The organism is Acidovorax sp. SUPP2825 (assembly GCF_030158995.1).
GTDB lineage: Bacteria > Pseudomonadota > Gammaproteobacteria > Burkholderiales > Burkholderiaceae_C > Paracidovorax.
Window position 1 is genome coordinate 13,560 of sequence record NZ_BQXK01000033.1, and the last position, 15,966, is coordinate 29,525.

Here is a 15,966-nt window from a genome sequence, read left to right on the forward strand (position 1 = left end):
TAAAGAGGGCTTAAGTGAATGTGTCAGAGACATTTCCGCTGCGGGCCACGACGTGGCCCCAGACACAGGGATTACCTGTCACGCAGGCGATCGATCCGCAGGCGCTGGCGGTCATCGCTCACGCACAGGCTTGCCAGCCAGACGGCGCCTGCAGACGCCAGGCAACCCGCGCCGGTCAGCAGGAACAAAAGCAGGATCTGGTACTTCACTGACTCCAGCGGGTCCATGCCTGCCAGCAACTGGCCTGTCATGATCCCTGGCAGGGTGATGATTCCTGCGGCCGACATCTGGTTGATGAGCGGAATCAGGCCGCGGCGTATGGAGGTGAGCGCCAGGGGCATGAACGCCTCGCGCAGGCTGGCGCCCAGGCACAGGCGCGCCTCCACAGCAGCACGGCTGGCCCTGAGCCCGCCGTAGAACGTGTCCAGCGCCAGGCTGGCCGAGTTCAGCACCGTGCCGAGCACGATGCCCATCAGCGGAATGGCGTAACGCGGGTCGTACCAGGGCGATGGCTGGATCGCGGTGAGCAGCGCCAGGCACACCGTGGCGGCGCTGGAAGCGCCCACCACCATCGCGCCGATGCGGTAGTTGGCCAGGCCGCGCAGGCGCTCTGACGGACGCACGGCCACCTCGCGTGCCGCCGCAGCGATCATCAGCAGCACGATCAGCACGGTGGCTGGCGCGGAGCCGGAGCGGAACACCCAGCGCAGCAGCAGCCCCACGAGCAGCAGTTGCACCACCATGCGTGCAGCCGCCCACAGCAGCTGCCTGTGGACCTGCAGGCGCAGGGCGAACGAGGTGGCGGCGCTGGCCACCACCAGCAGTGCGGCAATGGCCAGGTCCGTGGCCTGGAGATGGATGACGTTCATAGCGGGTGCACCTGGTGGTCGCGCACCTGCAGCCAGCGATCGCCCATGCGCTGCGCCTGCTCATGGGAGTGGGTGACCAGGGCCACGGCCAGGCCGTCACTGCGCATCCGGCCGGTGATCAGCCGTTCCACGGCCAGGGTGCTGGCGACATCCAGGGACGCGGTGGGTTCGTCCAGCAGCAGTACCCGCGGCTGGCGCGAAAGCGAGCGCACCAGGGCCATGCGCTGGCGCTCGCCCGTGGACAGGCGGGTGATGTCCGCCGTGAGCATGGCGGGCTCGAGTCCCAGTTGCGCCAGCAGCAGGGCGAGGGCCTGCGTGGTCGCCGCGCCCATGTGCTCGCCCGCCGTCGCCGCCCACCAGGCCGGCTCGGCCGCCTGGTACACCACCTGCTGGCGCCACTCGGGCGCGGGCCAGGTGGAGCGCGATCGGCCATACAGCGCCACGTCGCCCTCATGGGGGTCGAGGTCGGCGATCAGGCGCAGCAGCACGCTCTTGCCGCTGCCCGATGGGCCGGTGATGGCCACGCATTCGCCCGCGTTCAGGTCCAGGCTGTAGGGGCCGCCGTGGGGCGATTGCAAGGCCATGGCGCGCAGGCGCGCCGTTGGCGGCACGGGCGCAGCGCCGGAGAGAAGGGGCGCGGAGATGGGCAGGAAGGTGTCGCTGGTCATGGGCAGGCTTGGGGGCATGGCAGGCAGGGGCGGGGCGGGTCAGGACACGGCGGCGGGCAGGCGGGGCTGGCCATCCGGCTGGTCCGGATGGCGCCGGGACCGCCGGCGGGTCCAGGCGTCGGACAGGCGCTGGAACCAGAGGTAGATGACCGGGGTCGTGTACAGCGTCAGGACCTGGGACACCGCCAACCCGCCGACGATGGCGATACCGAGCGGCTGGCGCATCTCCGATCCGGCCCCGTGGCCGAAGGCCAGGGGCACGGCGCCCAGCAATGCCGCCAGCGTGGTCATCAGGATCGGGCGCAGGCGCAGCACGGAGGCACGGCGGATAGCCTCCAGCGGCGTCAGGCCCTGGTTGCGCTGGGCCTCGAGTGCGAAGTCCACGATCATGATGGCGTTCTTCTTGACGATCCCGATCAGCAGGATGATGCCGATCATGCCCAGTATGCCCAGGTCCAGGCCGCACAGCTTGAGGGCCAGCAAGGCTCCCAATGCGGCCGACGGCAGCGTGGAGATGATGGTCAGTGGGTGGATGGGGCTCTCGTACAGCACCCCCAGCACGAGGTAGACAGTGAGGATCGCGGCCAGGATCAGCCAGGGCTGGGTGCGCAGCGAATCCTGGAACGCCTGGGCCGTGCCCTGGAAGGTGCCCGTCACCGTGTCCGGCATGCCGATGGCGGTGGAGGCTGCGTGGACAGCCGCCACGGCGTCTCCCAGCGCAGCGCCGGGCGCGAGGTTGAAGGACAGGGTGATCGACGGGAACAGGCCCTGGTGGTTGATCGTCACGGGGGCCACGCCCTGCTGCAGGGAGCCGAGCATGCTCAGGGGAACCAGGTCGGGGCCGCTGGAGGAGCGCACGTACAGGTGCTTGAGGGTTTCCGCAGACAGCTGCCAGGCGGGATCGAGCTCCAGGATCACGCTGTACTGGTCGAGCTGGGTGAACAGGGTGGCGACCTGGCGCTGGCCGAAGGCGTCGTACAGCGCATCGTCGATGGCCTGGATCGACACCCCCAGCTGGGAGGCGGTGTCGCGATCGATCTTGAGCGTGGTTTCGGCCGCCGAGGGCTGGCGGTCCGACCCCAGGTCCACCAGTTGCGGCAGCGATTTGAGCCGCGCCTGCAGCAGGCTGCTCCAGTGGTCGAGCTCGTTCACGTCGCCGGCCTGCAAGGTGTACTGGTACTGCGCCTTGGCGGCGCGGCCGCCGATTTGGATGTCCTGGATCATCTGCATCGACGTCTTGACGGCTGGCACCACCAGCGCGCGCGTCTTGAGCCGGGCCATGATCTGCGCCGCCGTGGCGCTGCGCTGGTCAAAAGGTTTGAGCGACACCATCATCTTGCCCTGACTGATGGTCGGGTTGGGGCCGATCCACCAGTAGACGGTCTGCACGTCGGGGTCCGTCTGCAGCGCCTCGCTGACCTGCGAGATGCGCTGGCGCATGGCGTCGAACGAGATGTCCGGTGCGCCTTCGACCGTGGCGCTCAGCAGGCCCGTGTCCTGCATCGGGAAGAAGCCTTTGGGCACCCAGGCGTACAGGGCCGCGGTGGCGACCATGGTCGCCACCGCCAGGGCCAGCACGGAGCGCTGGTGGCGAAGCGCCACATCCAGTCCGCGCTCGTAGCCGCGCTCGATCCATTCGAAGGCGCGGCCGGCCCAGACGCTCAGGCGCCCGTTGGACGGATGGCCATTGCCGGGCAGGCGGGCGCACAGCATGGGTGCCAGCGTGAGCGAGACCACGCCCGAGACCAGGATGGCCGTGCTCAGCGTGATCGCGAACTCCCGAAACAGGCGTCCGACCATGCCACCCATGAGCAGCAGCGGGATGAACACGGCGATCAGCGACAGCGTCATGGAGACGATGGTGAAACCGACCTCGCGGGTTCCGTCCAGCGCGGCCTGCAGGGCGCTTTTGCCCTGCTCACGGTGGCGCGCGATGTTTTCCAGCACCACGATGGCGTCATCCACGACAAAGCCCACGGCGATGCTCAGGCCCATGATGGACAGGTTGTCCAGCGTGTAGCCCAGCAGGTACATCAGCGCGAAGGTGCCCAACAGCGCGAGGGGGATGGTGATGCTGGCGATGAGCGTGCTGGTCAGGTTGCGCAGGAAGGTGAGGATCACCATCACCACCAGCGCGATGGACAGCAGCAGGGTGAACTTGACGTCCGCCACGGCGGCGGTGATGGTCTGCGTGCGCTCGCCCACCACCTGGAGCGCAACGTCGCGCGGCATGGTCGCCGTGAGCTGCGGCAGTTGCTGGCGGATGGTCTGCGCCGTGTCCACGATGTTGAAGCCCGGCTGCGGGTGGATGTCCACGATGACCGTGGGCTGGCCCTTGATGCCGGCGGCCTGGCGCACGTCCTCGGCTGCGTGCACCACGGTGCCCAGATCGCCCAGGCGGATCGGTGCGCCGGCCTTGTAGGCCACCACCAGCTGGTCGAACTGCTCGGCGCGCTGCAACTGGTCGGTAGTGTTCAGCGACACCGTCTTGTCCGGCCCGTTGATGCTGCCCTTGGGCGCACTGACGGTGCTCAGCCCGACGATGGAGCGCACGTCGGCCAGCGTCAGCCCGCGCGCGGCCAGGGCGTCCGGATCGAGGCGTATGCGCACCGCCGGCCGCTGCTGGCCGTGGTAGTCGACCAGGCCGACGCCGGGGACCATGGACAGCTTCTGCGCCAGGAAATTGTCGGCATAGCGGTTGAGCTCGGTCAGCGTGCGCGTGGACGAGGTCAGCGCCAGCGACATCACGGTGGCCTGCGCCGGATTGACCTTGTTGTAGCTGGGCGGCGAGGTCATGGTCTTGGGCAGGGTCCGATTGGCCCGCGCGATGGCGGACTCCACGTCCTGCGCCGCACCGTCGATGCTGCGGCTGAGGTCGAACTGCAGCGAGATCTGCGTCTTGCCCAGCGAGCTCGACGAGGTCATCGAGGTGACCTGCGGCACCTGCGACAAGGCCCGCTCCAGCGGGGTGGCCACCGACGTGGCCATGGTTTCCGCGCTGGCGCCAGGCAGGCTGGCAGAGATCGAGATGGAGGGGAACTCCACCTGCGGCAGCGAGGAGATCTGCAGGTTGAAGTAGGCGAGCACGCCCACCAGCAGCACGCTCAGGGCGAGCAGGGCCGTGGCGACGGGCCTGCGGATGAAAGGTTCGGAGATGCTGCTCATCATTGGCCTTTGGCGGGGGCGGAGGAATCGGCCGTGGTGGCCATGACCTGGATACCGGGCGCGATGCGGTACTGGCCTTGCGTGACCACCGTATCGCCCGGCTGCAGGCCCTTGCGCACCCACTGCAGGCCCTGGGAAATGGGCCCCGCGTCGATCTGCCGGGCCTGGGCCATGTGCTGGCCGTCCACGACATACACGAAGGCGCCTTTGGGCCCCTGCTGCACCGCTTCCGGCGGAACCACGGTGGCCTCGGCCTGGGTGCTCAGCAGCATGCGCACGGAGACCAGTTGCCCCGGCCACAGCGCACGGTCGGCATTGGCAAAGCGGGCCTTGAGCTGCACCTGGCCGGCCGCCGGAGACACCTGGCTGTCGACGAATTCCAGTTCGCCGTCTGCCAGCACCCGGGAGCGGTCGCGCAGCAGCGCCTGGACCTTCAGGGCACGCGCCTGGGATTGCTGGGTCACGGCCGGCAACTGGTCCTGCGGCACGGAGAAGGCCACCCAGATCGGGTTCATCTGCGTCACCGTGGCGATGCCCACGGCATCGTTGGCATGCACGGTCGATCCCGCCGGCTGCAGGCGCTGGCCGACGCGGCCGTCGCTGGGCGAGGTGATGCGCGTGAAGCCCAGTTGCAGCTGGGCACTGTCCAGTGCCGCCTGTGCCGCCTGCACCACGGCCGCCTGGGTTGCCACGGTGGCGCGCAAGGTGTCCACCGCCTGGGTGGAGCCCGCACCGGCTGCGGCGAGTTCGATCGCCCGCTGCAGATCGATCTTGTTGCTGCTCAGGCGCGCGTCTTCCTGCGCCAGGACGGCACGGGTCTGGTTGACCTGCGCCTGCAGTGGCCGGGGATCGACCTGCGCCAGCAGGTCGCCCTTGCGCACCATCTGCCCCTCCGTGAAGGCCACGCGCTCGAGCTGGCCGTCCACGCGCGATCGGACGTTCACCGCGTTGAGCGATGTCACCGTTCCAATGGCGTCGGTCCAGATGGGGAAATCCTGCTGCACCACGCTCGCCAGGGAGACCGGAACAGCTTCTCCCGCGGCTTTTGCGGGAGCTGCCTGCGGGGTCGAGGCGGTGGCATAGGCGAAGACGGCGGCCATTGCCGCGACCGTGGCCGCCGCAATGGCAATGCGGCACAGCGGATGTGCACGGGGTGCTTGGGTGTCGGTGGTCATGGTGTTCTCATTTCGAGGAAATCTGGGCCGGGGCGGGCTGCGCGGACTGGCCGCCGAAGGCGCGGTACAGGCCCACGGTGGCTTGCAGGCGCTGCAGGCGTGCCTGCAGCAGCGTGTCCTGCGCTTGGTAGAGGGTGCGCTCGTTGACGATCACGGCCAGCAGGTCGTAGGCGCCCCGGTCGTAACGGATGCGCGACAGGCGCAGGGCCGCCTGGGCGGACTCGACGGCGGCCTTGTCCAGCGTCTCGGTTTCCTGCAGGCGCTGCACGGCGATCAATTGCCCCTGTGCTTCCTGGAGCACCTGGAGGATGGACTGCCGGTAACTGGCCAGGAGTTCCTCGGCGTGGGCGCGGTCCACGCGCAGCTGGCCGTCGAGGCTGCCTCCGTTGAAGAGTGGTTGCAGCAAGGCCCCGGCCAAGCTCCACAGCGCCTGAGTGGGGTTGAGCAGTGCGCCGGCCTGGGCGGTGATCGACACCGACGGCAGGAAGGCGGCCCGCGCCGCGGCCACGTCGAAGCGGGCGGCCTTCAGGCGTGCCTCGGCCGCCAGCACCTCGGGGCGGCCGGCTACGGCCCGTGCCGGCGCAATGGCCTGGATCTGCGGAACGGCGATGTCCAGGAAGGGTTCGGCTCGGACCGTGAATTCCTGCGGCGTGGCGTTGACGAGCACGGCCAGTTGTCCGCGCAAGGTGTCACGCTGGAGCACCAACTGCGGCATGGCCGCCAGAAAGGTCTGCAGCGTGTTGCGCTGCTGCGCCACGTCCAGTGCCGAGGCCGCGCCCAGGCTGGCCTGCTTTTCCACCAGCGACAGCAGTTGCTGCGCATCGCTAGCGATGCGGCGGGAAAGATCGATCCGCTCGTCCAGCGCAAGCAACTGCAGATAATTGAGCGCGATGTTGGCAGCCAGCAACTGGCGTGCGGTCTCCACGTCGAGCTCGCTGGCCTGGGCGACAGATCCCGCGGAGTCGGCTTTGGCCGCATGCAGGCCCCAGATGTCCAGGTCCATCGTGCCGGTGATCGACAGCGACTGCTTGGGGCTGCTCAAGCTGCTGCCTCCGCTGGCATTCAGGCCCGCCGTGACGGTGGGGTAGCGGGCGGCGCCACTGATCTGCGCCATTCCCCGCGCCTGTTCCAGCCGGGCGAGGGCGATCTGCACGGACAGGCCCTGGTCCAGCCCCCGGGCGACCAGCGCATCGAGCTGGGTGCTGCCAAAGAAGCTCCACCAGTCCGGAGGTGACGATGCCTGCGCCGCCTCTTGCGTGCCGGACCAGTGCGCCGGCAGCGCGACGGCGGGGGCAGGGTCGGCCGGCACCGTGGCGCAGGCTGCCAGCAGCAGGGAGCCCGCCAGGGCGGCCAGCGCCGTCCTGCGCAGCCGGTACCGTGTGTCGTGCAGATTCAAGGTCCATCCTCTCGTTGTCCGGGGCCGCCAGCGGGATGCCGGTGGCCGATGGGAGAAGATAGAGGGGAGCGGCTAACGCCACCCTTCCCCGAAAATGACTTATTGTTTATGTTGGAGTGGTTTGGCCTGGCGGGCGGGCGATGGTCCAATGCACAGACGCATCTGGCTGGCTCAGGTGTCAGCCCGGGGCCCTGCCGTCGGCAGGTGGTCCCATGCGATACCCCGCCCCCCGAACCGAATGGATCAACATCTCTGCATGCCCACCGTCCACCTTTTTGCGCAGGCGATGCATGTGCCTGTCGATCAAATGATCCGGGGGCTCGAAGTCATAGTCCCAGGCGCTTTCCAGCAGCATCTGGCGGCTGATCACCTGTCCCGCATGCCGCATCAGCCTTTCGAGCAACAGGAACTCGCTCGTGCTCAGGTCGACGCGCTGCCCCGCGCGGGCCACCACGCGGCTGGCCACATCCAGTTCCAGGTCGGCCATAGCCAGCCGCAGGCCCTCAGCAAGGGGCTCGGTGCGCGCCAGCAGGCGGTCCAGGCGCGCCAGCACCTCGACGAATGCGTAGGGCTTGGTCAGGTAGTCGTCGCAGCCGGCCTGCAGCCCCTCGACCCGGTGCTGGACCGATCCCAGGGCGCTGAGCATCAGCACCGGCAGGTACAGGCCAAGGCCGCGCAGCGCACGCACCACTGCAAGGCCGTCCATGCACGGCAGCATGCGGTCCAGCACGATGGCATCGTAGATGCCTTCGCGCGCCATGGCCAGGCCCGTGGCCCCGTCGGCCGCATGGTCTGCCACGCGGCCGCTTTCGCGCAGCGCACGCACCAGGTAGGCGGCCGTGCGCCGGTCATCCTCGATGATCAGCACGCGCATGGTGGCCTCGGACCGCGGGGCAGGTGATGAGTCGGGTGCTGGTCATCGAGGACGACCCCGGCACTGCCTCTGCCATCGCCATGGCGCTGCACGATGCGGGCCATGCCACGGAGCATGTGGGAGATGGCCGCATGGGGCTGGTGCGCGCCCTTGCAGGGGACTTCGATGTGATCGTGCTGGACCGCATGCTGCCCGCGCTCGACGGGCTGGCGTTGCTGGCCGCACTGCGGCTTGCCGGCGGGCATGCGCCGGTGCTGATACTCAGCGCCTTGTCGGCCCTGGACGAACGGGTGCGCGGACTGCGCGCCGGCGGGGACGACTACCTGGCCAAGCCGTTCGAGGCGATGGAACTGGTGGCCCGGGTGGAGGCGCTGGTGCGCCGCACCCGCGCGGCGCCGGCCACCGGCCGCGAGACGCAGCTGTGTGTCGGCGACCTGCAGGTGGACCTGCTCACGCGCACAGTGCGCCGGGGCGCGCGCAGCATCGATCTCGTGCCGCGCGAACATGACCTGCTGGTGTATCTGATGAAGCATGCAGGCCAGATTGTGACGCGAACCATGCTGTTCGAGGCGGTGTGGAATTACCGCTACGAGGAGCGTACTAACGTGATCGAAGTGCATATCGGCCGGCTGCGGCGCAAGGTCGATGCACCGGGCGAGGTGCCTATGATCCAGACCGTACGGGGGGCCGGCTATGCCATTCATGCCCCTGTCTGACACCCTGCGGACCAGCCATTTCCGCACGGCGGCCTATTTTCTCGCGGTGTTCGCCCTGTCCAGCGCGGCCTTGCTGGGCTATGTCTACTGGCAGACCTCGTTCTACCTGGCACACGAGGTGGATCGTAGCCTGCATGCCAATGTGCAGCGCTGGTCGCAGCTGCCGCCGGAGGCCTTGCTGCGTGAAGTTTCGGGGCGGCTGCGGCGCGACCCATCGCTTCGCGAACCCGCCGTTCTGATCGGCGGCGGCGGCGAGCGCGTGGCCGGTGCCTTCGAGCTGGTCGGACCGGTGCCGCGCTACGACGCTCCCTTCGATGCCGAACAATACGACGCCCATGGCAACAAGGTGCCCGTGCGTGCGTTGGCCAGCGTGCTGGGCTCCGGTCTGGTGCTGGTGATCGGCCGTGACGTGCATGACCTCGATGAGTTCGACGAGCGCATCCGCACCGCCATGGTTGGCGGCATCTTCATCGTGCTGGGCGTGGGGCTGGCGGGTGCGTTTGCACTGGGAGCCCGGGCCCGGCGGCGCCTGGACGACATGGCCCATTCGCTGCAGAGCATCGTGGAGGGCCATCTGGGCGCGCGCCTGCCCGTGCGCAATTCCCGCGACGATCTGGACCGCATCGCCGCCCTGGTGAATGCCATGCTCGACGAGATCGAGCGGCTAATGGGAGAGGTCAAAGGCGTCACGGACGACGTGGCCCATGACCTGCGCACACCACTCACGCGCATGCTCGCCGGGCTTGACCGGGCGCAGGCCGGTACGCTGTCACGGGAAGAGCTGTCGGCGCTGGTGGACGATACGGCCGACGATGCGCGGCTGCTGCTGCGTATGTTCAAGGGGCTGCTGCGCATCTCGGAGATCGAGAACAGCGCACGGCGGGAGAACTTCGAGACGCTGGACCTCACAGTGATCGCGGGCGATGCGGTGGAGCTGTTCGAGCCGGCCGCGCAGGAACTCGGCGTGGCGCTGCGCTTTGTCGGTTGCGCAATGCCGGTGATCCTGCGCGGGGACCCGGACCTGCTGTTCGACGCCTTCGCCAATCTCATCGACAACGCCATCAAGTTCGCGCCGCCCGGGACCGACGTCACAGTGCAGGTGGCGCAGGAGGCGGGGCAGATACAGGCCATGGTCACCGATGCAGGCCCCGGCATTCCTGAAGAGGAGCGGGGCGCCGTGCTGCGCCGTTTCTATCGCTCGGAAAAGAGCCGGCATACACCTGGCCATGGGCTCGGCCTGAGCCTGGTGGCCGCCATCGCACGCCTGCATGGCATGGCCTTGACCATCGGCGATGCCCAGCCCGGCTGCCGTATCACGTTGACCCTTCCCCCGGCAACGCCGACGTGATGGGAAAAGGGCCCGGCGGCGGCAGCCGTGCAGCCCGCAGCCGCCCTTCTCAGCGTAGCAGGCCTGCAGATATGACTGGGCGAGCGGATCACCGTCATGTTTCCTGGGACACGCGTGTGAACATCGCTGGTGGCGGTGTGGCACGGTAAGCCAAGAACACTGCAGCGCGCCTGCCCAGCCTGCGCGCTCCAATGCCTTGTGCACGGAAGGGCATAGGCCCAAGTCACTCTGTGGCATCGGAATCCAGAAGGCTCTTCAAGGCCAGGCAGATCAAGATCCAGGCCGCTCCGGCAAGGGCCCCGGCAATGACATCCATCGGGTAGTGCACACCCAGGTAGACGCGGCTGAAGGCCACACTGACCGCGATCGACAAACCGAGCGCCACGCTGGCGCTTCGCCATACCAGGCTGCGGGTAGACAAGCAGGTGGCATAGATCAGCCAGCCAGCCACCAGTGCAGCGGCAATAGCATGGCCGCTGGGGAAGCTGTAGCCGTGTGCGTGGATCATGGAGTCGAACTCTGGACGCGCGCGGTGGAAGAATGCCTTCAGCCCCAGATTGGCCAGCATGCCGCCGGGCACCACCGCGACGATCCACTTGACCTGCGGCCAGTGCCGTTGGTACGCGTGCAAACCCATGAAGCCCAGAATGAATGCGACCATGAAGAGGTCATGCGTCCTGGTGTATCCCAGCATGATCTGATCCATCAGAGGGCTGCGCCAGGTGAAGACCGTCGCCATCCACTGCGCCTCCATGGCAATGTATTCGCCTTCTATAGCCGCCTCTTGGGCCAGCCAGCAAAATGCGATCACTGACAGGATGGCTGCGAGAACTAGCGCAACACGCTGAAAGGCGGGCCCCTGAGGGAACTCTCCGAAGCGAGAAGCCGCGTGGTGGCGTGTGGTGGCGACCGGACTTTGCATGCACGTCTTTCTGGTGAGTCGGTGGTATCTTGTGCACGGCCTCCATAGCTTGTGCAGACCCCGTCAGCATGAAAGCCGGCGATTAAGACGCGCTTAAATTTCGTTCAGACAAGGGGATTTCGCGGCAAGCCCGCACAGGGCATGCCCTCCCGCCCGGCCCGGTTTGCGATGAACGCGGCTAAGCGTGCGAGCGGCAGTGAGTACGCCGCCACCTGCCGGCTTCCCGCCGCGATCAACCGCCGTTGCTTCGGCAGCGGGCATAGGCATCCATGCCCGGCTGGTATGCACCGGTCTGCACTGCCATGAGACCGAGCACGGAATGGAAGTAATGGTCGTGCGAAAAAGGCAGGTCGCGGCCCTTGTGCAGGCACTCCGTTGACAGTGCCGAGACAGCCTTGAACCCATCGGAAATCCACGTGATCCACGGGACATGCTTTTGGTGGTCTGGCGCAAAGGCATACGGCAGGCCATGCAGGTACACATTGTTCTCCCCTAGCGACTCGCCATGGTCGGACACGTACACCATGGCGGCATCCGCCAGAGACTGCCTCGCCTGTAGCCAGTCGATCACCGAGCCAAGGAATCGATCTGTGTAAACGATGGAGTTGTCGTAGGCATTGACCACACTTTCGCGGCTGCACTCCTGCAGAGCATTGGTCGTGCACTCCGCCAGGAACAGCTTGGATTCGGGCGGCGAACGCTTGTAGTAGGCCGGGCCGTGGCTACCCATCTGGTGCATCACGACCACCACGCCGCGCTCGCGGCGTTCTGGGTCGAGCGCTTGAATGCGCTCATCCAGCCCGTCCAGCATCACGTGGTCCAGGCACTGGCCCGAGGCGCACAGTTGGGCGTTTTCAGCGGAGACGGTGGAGACGCTGGGTATGCGATCGCATACCCCCTTGCAGCCCGACTGGTTGTCGATCCACAGTACGGCCAATCCAGCGCGCTGCAGTACGTCGAGCAGGTTTTCGTAATTGCTTTTGCGACCGCCGAATTCATCGCGTGTCAGATGCGAAAACATGCAGGGCACCGACTCTGCCGTGCTCGTGCCGCACGACCAGGCATTGGTGAAGCTGACGACGCCGTGGCTGGCCAAGCGAGGCGTGGTTTGGCGCTCGTAGCCATTCAGGCCGAAATTGGCACTTCTTGCAGTCTCGCCCAGCACCAGCACCAACAGGCGTGGACGCTCCGTTGCAACCGTTGCAGGACGGCCCAGATGAGCGTCCTGCGCGATGGGTAGCAACGTTGACTCATCTCGCTCGAAAGACTTCAGAGCCACCCGCACCACCGAGTACACGCTGGCGACGGGGTTGAGCAGGTAACGGACATCCTTGTGGTTGCGCATGGTCGCAGCCAGCGGCTGGAAACTCGCGAACACCGTCGCTACCAGAAACGCCAAGGCAGCCAGTGCCGCCAACGGATTGCGCCACAGTTGTCGCATGGTTGGCCCATAAATTACGGGCTGCCGCCAGACGAGCCAAGCCGGAAGCACGGCCAATGCCAGCAAACGCACGAGCAGTCGCCAGTTCATCAGCGCCCCGGCTTCGGCTACGTCGGTCTGCATGGCATTGAGCAGCATGCTCGGGTCCATGACAACACCGTAGCTGGCCATGAAATGGCCGGCCACCGCCGCGCTGACGAACAGCATGGTGATGGCGGGCTTGAGCGTCAACCGCCATGCCAGCAGGCAGAGGAAGGCGGCGAGGCAAGCCCAGATTATCAGGAACATGGCACCGGCAAATGCCACGTCCTGCGGCCTCTGCAACAACCCAAGACCCGAAAGACGGCTCCAGAGCGGGCCATTGCCGGTGGCAGCCATCCACAGGCTCGCTCCCGCCGCAAGCCACAGCGGTGAAACCGGCCGGCGGATCATGCTGGAGTCCCGTCGAAGCGGCCACGAAACCGCGAGAACAGGGGGTCGGTCAGCCATCCAGTCATCCAACAGATCCATCCCGTCCACAGCGTATGGCTCATGAAATGGGCGCCGCGGAACTGCTGCACCAGTCCGAGTGCAAGACCGCTTGCCAGGGCAATCAGCAGCCATATACGGGCAAGCCGGGGCAGGTCCCTGCGCAGCGCGAAGTAGCCGGCAACGAATGCGAACCCGGCAGACGCATGCCCGGCGGGAAAGCACCTGCCAGGGCCTCCATCAATGTCGGCCCAGCCGCTCCAGTGGGAAACATGCCTGGCAACGCCTCCGAACTCGGCCAGGTCCCACGGACAACTGGTGTGGCTGGTGGCCTTGACCAGAGAGACGACCCCTGTGGCAAGCAGGGTGACCGCCGCCAACTGCAGCCGCCGCTCGAACGGCAGTTTGGCGAATGGCCCCCAAGGCCACAGCGCTGAAGCGGAGAGCAAAACGACAAGACCCCAGGCTGCATGCTTGGCGCCATCGTGCAAAACGCTGGTCAGCAGCCAGCTGTTGCGAAATGGAAAACCTTGCGTATTTCCCATCAGCATGGCCATCGCCATGTCGAGTCCAGATGCATCCCAAACCAGAACCGCCATGAACGAAAGTAGCGCAATCCAAAGAAACTTGCCAGAAAAGTTTTGCATTTACTGAAGCTATCGAAACGCCCTTAATAGGTTCTTAAGCCCAGGAAACGCAAATGGAGAAATGCGAATACTTATCGTGGAAGATGACGAGGCGATATGCAGTGGCCTACGCCTTGCATTGAAGAACCTGGGGTGGACGTTTGATGTCGCGACCAGTGTCTCGCAGGCATGGGCGGCGCTGCGCACGGAGCCATTTGCTGTAGTCCTTCTGGACCTGGGCCTACCCGACGGCGATGGATCTGAAGTCATACGGCGATTGCGCAGCTCACCCGCCAAGGGACTGCCGTTGCTTACCACTCCCGTGTTAATCATGTCGGCGCGCGATGCGCTCTCTTCACGTATCGAAGGGCTCGATCTCGGTGCCGACGACTTCCTCACCAAGCCGTTTTCGACAGATGAACTGGCAGCCAGGGTGCGCGCATTGCGTCGCAGGGCTATGGGGAGACATCAGGCGCTGCTGTACTGGCGAGATGCCGAGATCGACCCTGCCACCCGGCGCGTGCGCCAGGCCGGCCGGGAGGTGTACCTCTCTGCCCGCGAGTTCGGAATCTGGATGGCGCTTCTGGAGGCAAGGCCTCACGTCCTCTCCAAGCAGCAACTAGAAGGCAGTCTGTACAGCTGGGACAATGCTCTTAAGAGCAATGCCATTGAAGTCCATGTCCACAACATCCGCAAGAAGTTGGGCGAGGAATGCATACGCACCATGCGCGGCGTGGGCTACTTTGTTCCGGACGAGGCCATTGAATGATCATGCGCCCCTCTCTACAGCGCCAATTGCTGGGCTGGGTCCTCGGAATGCTGCTGGCGGTGTGGGTCGCGTTCGTCGCCGCAGGGTATCGAACGGGCCTGCATGAAGCAGATGAGCTGACCGATGGCCACCTGGCGGGAGTTGCGGCTCTGCTATTGGCCTATCCCAGCAATTCCTTTGCGCCCAAGCCCCATAGCTCCGATGTAGCGGATAGGCCCGAGCTCAGCACACATGACTACCAGCAGTCGCTGAGCGTCGTGATCTGGGAGGCGAGCGGGAAGCTACTCGCGCGTACCGGTCAGGCCCCGTTGCCCACCTTTGACTATACGGAAGGCTTCAGCACCCTGCTCCTTGGCGATCCGGCCCGGGAATGGCGCGTCTTTTCCAGGTGGGATAACGCCAACCATGGACGCAAAATCATGGTCCTGCTGAGCCTTGCGGAACGTGACTCTCTCGCTCAAGACATCGCCGAACACGTCGCCACGCCAGGTCTCTGGTTACTACCAGTCATCGCGCTTGTGCTCGTCGTTGCGATACGCCGGGGCTTGAGGCCTTTGTACGAATTGAGCGGACGTGTTCACGCCCTGGACATCCACAATAACGTGCCTCTCGTCGCACCACCACACCTTGAGTTCCAGGTGATGGTCAACGCCATAAATACTCTGACCGAGCGCTACAACCTTGCTCTCCTGCGTGAGCGCGAGCTTGCCAATGAATTTGCTCATGAGCTTCGAACGCCTTTGGCGTCACTTCGCTTGCATGCCAACCTGCTGCGCGGACGGCTGAGCGAGGAGGAGAGGGAAGCTGCACTTGTACAGGTTGATACCGATGCCGCGCGCTCGGCCTCAGTCATCTCTGACCTGCTTTCCCTGGCCCGCGCCAGCCGTGCGCAGTTGGCAGAAGCGGCACAGGATTTCGATCTGGCATCGCTTGCACGTCGCGTCACTTCAGAGTATGGCCAAACCGCGTACTCCACTGGGCATGAGCTGTCTCTTGGCGGAGTGGTCTCAGTTCCTATGCGAGGCCATCCCATTCTGGTGGAGTTAGCTTTGCGCAATCTTCTTGAAAATGCCCTTGCCCACACGCCCAAGGGAACATGGGTCGAGATCGTTGCTGCTGCACAGCCTGTGAGGCTTGAGGTACGGGACAATGGTCCGCAGACAGGAGCCAACCAGGCTCAGCCCGCCACCATTCTTGGGCTCGGCCTTGGACATCAAGTGGTGAAGCGTGTTGCCGCCGTCCACGGAGGATCTTTCGATATCGTCGACGAGCCTGCAGCTAGTCGTGTTTATCGTGTAACTCTCGAAAAATCCGTGAGTCCACTAGTTACGCCACGCTTTTGAAAGTTTCACCTTTCAGGCCGACTTCATCTGGCCCTCAGAGCGCGTTGAAAGTTAGCTCAATCTAGAGCGTGTTATGAACTTCCCGCCGCAGCTAGCACCCGTGCAGCGGCGGGCAACATGAGCACTGCAAACACCAGAAAATGTAGCCCGCCGAGCACTTCCGGCAACCGCTCATAGTCCCGGGAG

The 15,966-nt window shown here is 65.8% G+C and carries 13 protein-coding genes and 1 pseudogene; 4 read left to right on the forward strand and 10 right to left on the reverse strand.

Going from position 1 to position 15,966, the window contains the following annotated elements; translation table 11 throughout:
* Positions 1–71 precede the first annotated feature (71 nt).
* From AVAK2825_RS23790 to AVAK2825_RS23815, 6 genes are all read right to left on the reverse strand, one after another.
* Positions 72–869 carry an ABC transporter permease gene (locus tag AVAK2825_RS23790; protein WP_284402960.1) on the reverse strand — a complete coding sequence of 266 codons (798 nt, stop codon included), beginning with the start codon at positions 867–869 and terminating at the stop codon, positions 72–74.
* Positions 866–1,555: an ABC transporter ATP-binding protein gene (locus tag AVAK2825_RS23795; RefSeq protein ID WP_284402961.1), complete on the reverse strand. Its 690-nt coding sequence runs from the start codon at positions 1,553–1,555 to the stop codon at positions 866–868. The genes AVAK2825_RS23790 and AVAK2825_RS23795 overlap by 4 nt, the downstream gene beginning before the upstream one ends.
* Positions 1,556–1,576: 21 nt before the next feature.
* Positions 1,577–4,702, reverse strand: a complete 3,126-nt coding sequence (locus AVAK2825_RS23800; RefSeq protein ID WP_284402962.1) for an efflux RND transporter permease subunit — start codon at positions 4,700–4,702, stop codon at positions 1,577–1,579.
* Positions 4,702–5,877, reverse strand: coding sequence for an efflux RND transporter periplasmic adaptor subunit (locus tag AVAK2825_RS23805; protein ID WP_284402963.1), 1,176 nt, complete (start codon positions 5,875–5,877; stop codon positions 4,702–4,704). Before AVAK2825_RS23805 ends, AVAK2825_RS23800 begins: the two co-directional genes overlap by 1 nt.
* 7 nt (positions 5,878–5,884) lie before the next feature.
* Complete coding sequence (locus tag AVAK2825_RS23810) at positions 5,885–7,273, reverse strand: efflux transporter outer membrane subunit (RefSeq protein WP_284402964.1); 1,389 nt, start codon at positions 7,271–7,273, stop codon at positions 5,885–5,887.
* 178 nt (positions 7,274–7,451) lie between these two features.
* Complete coding sequence (locus tag AVAK2825_RS23815; protein WP_284402965.1) at positions 7,452–8,147, reverse strand: response regulator transcription factor; 696 nt, start codon at positions 8,145–8,147, stop codon at positions 7,452–7,454.
* A gap of 26 nt (positions 8,148–8,173) precedes the next feature.
* Between AVAK2825_RS23815 and AVAK2825_RS23820 the strand changes: the two genes are divergently transcribed.
* Both AVAK2825_RS23820 and AVAK2825_RS23825 read left to right on the forward strand, forming a co-directional pair.
* Positions 8,174–8,863, forward strand: a complete 690-nt coding sequence (locus AVAK2825_RS23820) for a response regulator transcription factor (protein ID WP_284402966.1) — start codon at positions 8,174–8,176, stop codon at positions 8,861–8,863.
* Entirely contained in the window at positions 8,850–10,211 is a 1,362-nt protein-coding gene (locus tag AVAK2825_RS23825; RefSeq protein ID WP_284402967.1) for a HAMP domain-containing sensor histidine kinase, read from the forward strand. Before AVAK2825_RS23820 ends, AVAK2825_RS23825 begins: the two co-directional genes overlap by 14 nt.
* A 223-nt stretch (positions 10,212–10,434) precedes the next feature.
* Here the strand turns inward: AVAK2825_RS23825 and AVAK2825_RS23830 are convergent, their stop codons facing one another.
* From AVAK2825_RS23830 to AVAK2825_RS23840, 3 genes are all read right to left on the reverse strand, one after another.
* A complete protein-coding gene (locus tag AVAK2825_RS23830; protein WP_284402968.1) occupies positions 10,435–11,133 on the reverse strand; it encodes a phosphatase PAP2 family protein in 699 nt (232 codons plus the stop codon).
* 232 nt (positions 11,134–11,365) lie between these two features.
* Positions 11,366–13,006 (reverse strand): phosphoethanolamine transferase, encoded by a 1,641-nt coding sequence (locus tag AVAK2825_RS23835; RefSeq protein WP_284402969.1) that lies wholly within the window; start codon positions 13,004–13,006, stop codon positions 11,366–11,368.
* Positions 13,003–13,689, reverse strand: coding sequence for a phosphatase PAP2 family protein (locus AVAK2825_RS23840; RefSeq protein WP_284402970.1), 687 nt, complete (start codon positions 13,687–13,689; stop codon positions 13,003–13,005). The genes AVAK2825_RS23835 and AVAK2825_RS23840 overlap by 4 nt, the downstream gene beginning before the upstream one ends.
* 61 nt (positions 13,690–13,750) lie before the next feature.
* On the opposite strand from AVAK2825_RS23840, the gene AVAK2825_RS23845 reads away from it, so the two are divergent.
* Both AVAK2825_RS23845 and AVAK2825_RS23850 read left to right on the forward strand, forming a co-directional pair.
* Entirely contained in the window at positions 13,751–14,437 is a 687-nt protein-coding gene (locus tag AVAK2825_RS23845; protein WP_284402971.1) for a response regulator transcription factor, read from the forward strand.
* Positions 14,434–15,780 (forward strand): histidine kinase dimerization/phospho-acceptor domain-containing protein, encoded by a 1,347-nt coding sequence (locus AVAK2825_RS23850; protein ID WP_284402972.1) that lies wholly within the window; start codon positions 14,434–14,436, stop codon positions 15,778–15,780. The genes AVAK2825_RS23845 and AVAK2825_RS23850 overlap by 4 nt, the downstream gene beginning before the upstream one ends.
* A gap of 71 nt (positions 15,781–15,851) precedes the next feature.
* Here AVAK2825_RS23850 and AVAK2825_RS23855 read toward each other — a convergent pair.
* Positions 15,852–15,966, reverse strand: a pseudogene (locus tag AVAK2825_RS23855) (IS5/IS1182 family transposase); the annotation flags it as partial.

Excerpts from the sequence above, each read along its gene's own strand:
- AVAK2825_RS23790 (WP_284402960.1), bottom strand. The coding sequence starts at position 869 with ATGAACGTCATCCATCTCCAGGCCACGGACCTGGCCATTGCCGCACTG.
- AVAK2825_RS23795 (WP_284402961.1), bottom strand. The coding sequence starts at position 1,555 with ATGCCCCCAAGCCTGCCCATGACCAGCGACACCTTCCTGCCCATCTCC.
- AVAK2825_RS23800 (WP_284402962.1), bottom strand. The coding sequence starts at position 4,702 with ATGAGCAGCATCTCCGAACCTTTCATCCGCAGGCCCGTCGCCACGGCC.
- AVAK2825_RS23805 (WP_284402963.1), bottom strand. The coding sequence starts at position 5,877 with ATGACCACCGACACCCAAGCACCCCGTGCACATCCGCTGTGCCGCATT.
- AVAK2825_RS23815 (WP_284402965.1), bottom strand. The coding sequence starts at position 8,147 with ATGCGCGTGCTGATCATCGAGGATGACCGGCGCACGGCCGCCTACCTG.
- AVAK2825_RS23820 (WP_284402966.1), top strand. The coding sequence starts at position 8,174 with ATGAGTCGGGTGCTGGTCATCGAGGACGACCCCGGCACTGCCTCTGCC.
- AVAK2825_RS23825 (WP_284402967.1), top strand. The coding sequence starts at position 8,850 with ATGCCCCTGTCTGACACCCTGCGGACCAGCCATTTCCGCACGGCGGCC.
- AVAK2825_RS23830 (WP_284402968.1), bottom strand. The coding sequence starts at position 11,133 with ATGCAAAGTCCGGTCGCCACCACACGCCACCACGCGGCTTCTCGCTTC.
- AVAK2825_RS23835 (WP_284402969.1), bottom strand. The coding sequence starts at position 13,006 with ATGATCCGCCGGCCGGTTTCACCGCTGTGGCTTGCGGCGGGAGCGAGC.
- AVAK2825_RS23840 (WP_284402970.1), bottom strand. The coding sequence starts at position 13,689 with ATGCAAAACTTTTCTGGCAAGTTTCTTTGGATTGCGCTACTTTCGTTC.
- AVAK2825_RS23845 (WP_284402971.1), top strand. The coding sequence starts at position 13,751 with ATGCGAATACTTATCGTGGAAGATGACGAGGCGATATGCAGTGGCCTA.
- AVAK2825_RS23850 (WP_284402972.1), top strand. The coding sequence starts at position 14,434 with ATGATCATGCGCCCCTCTCTACAGCGCCAATTGCTGGGCTGGGTCCTC.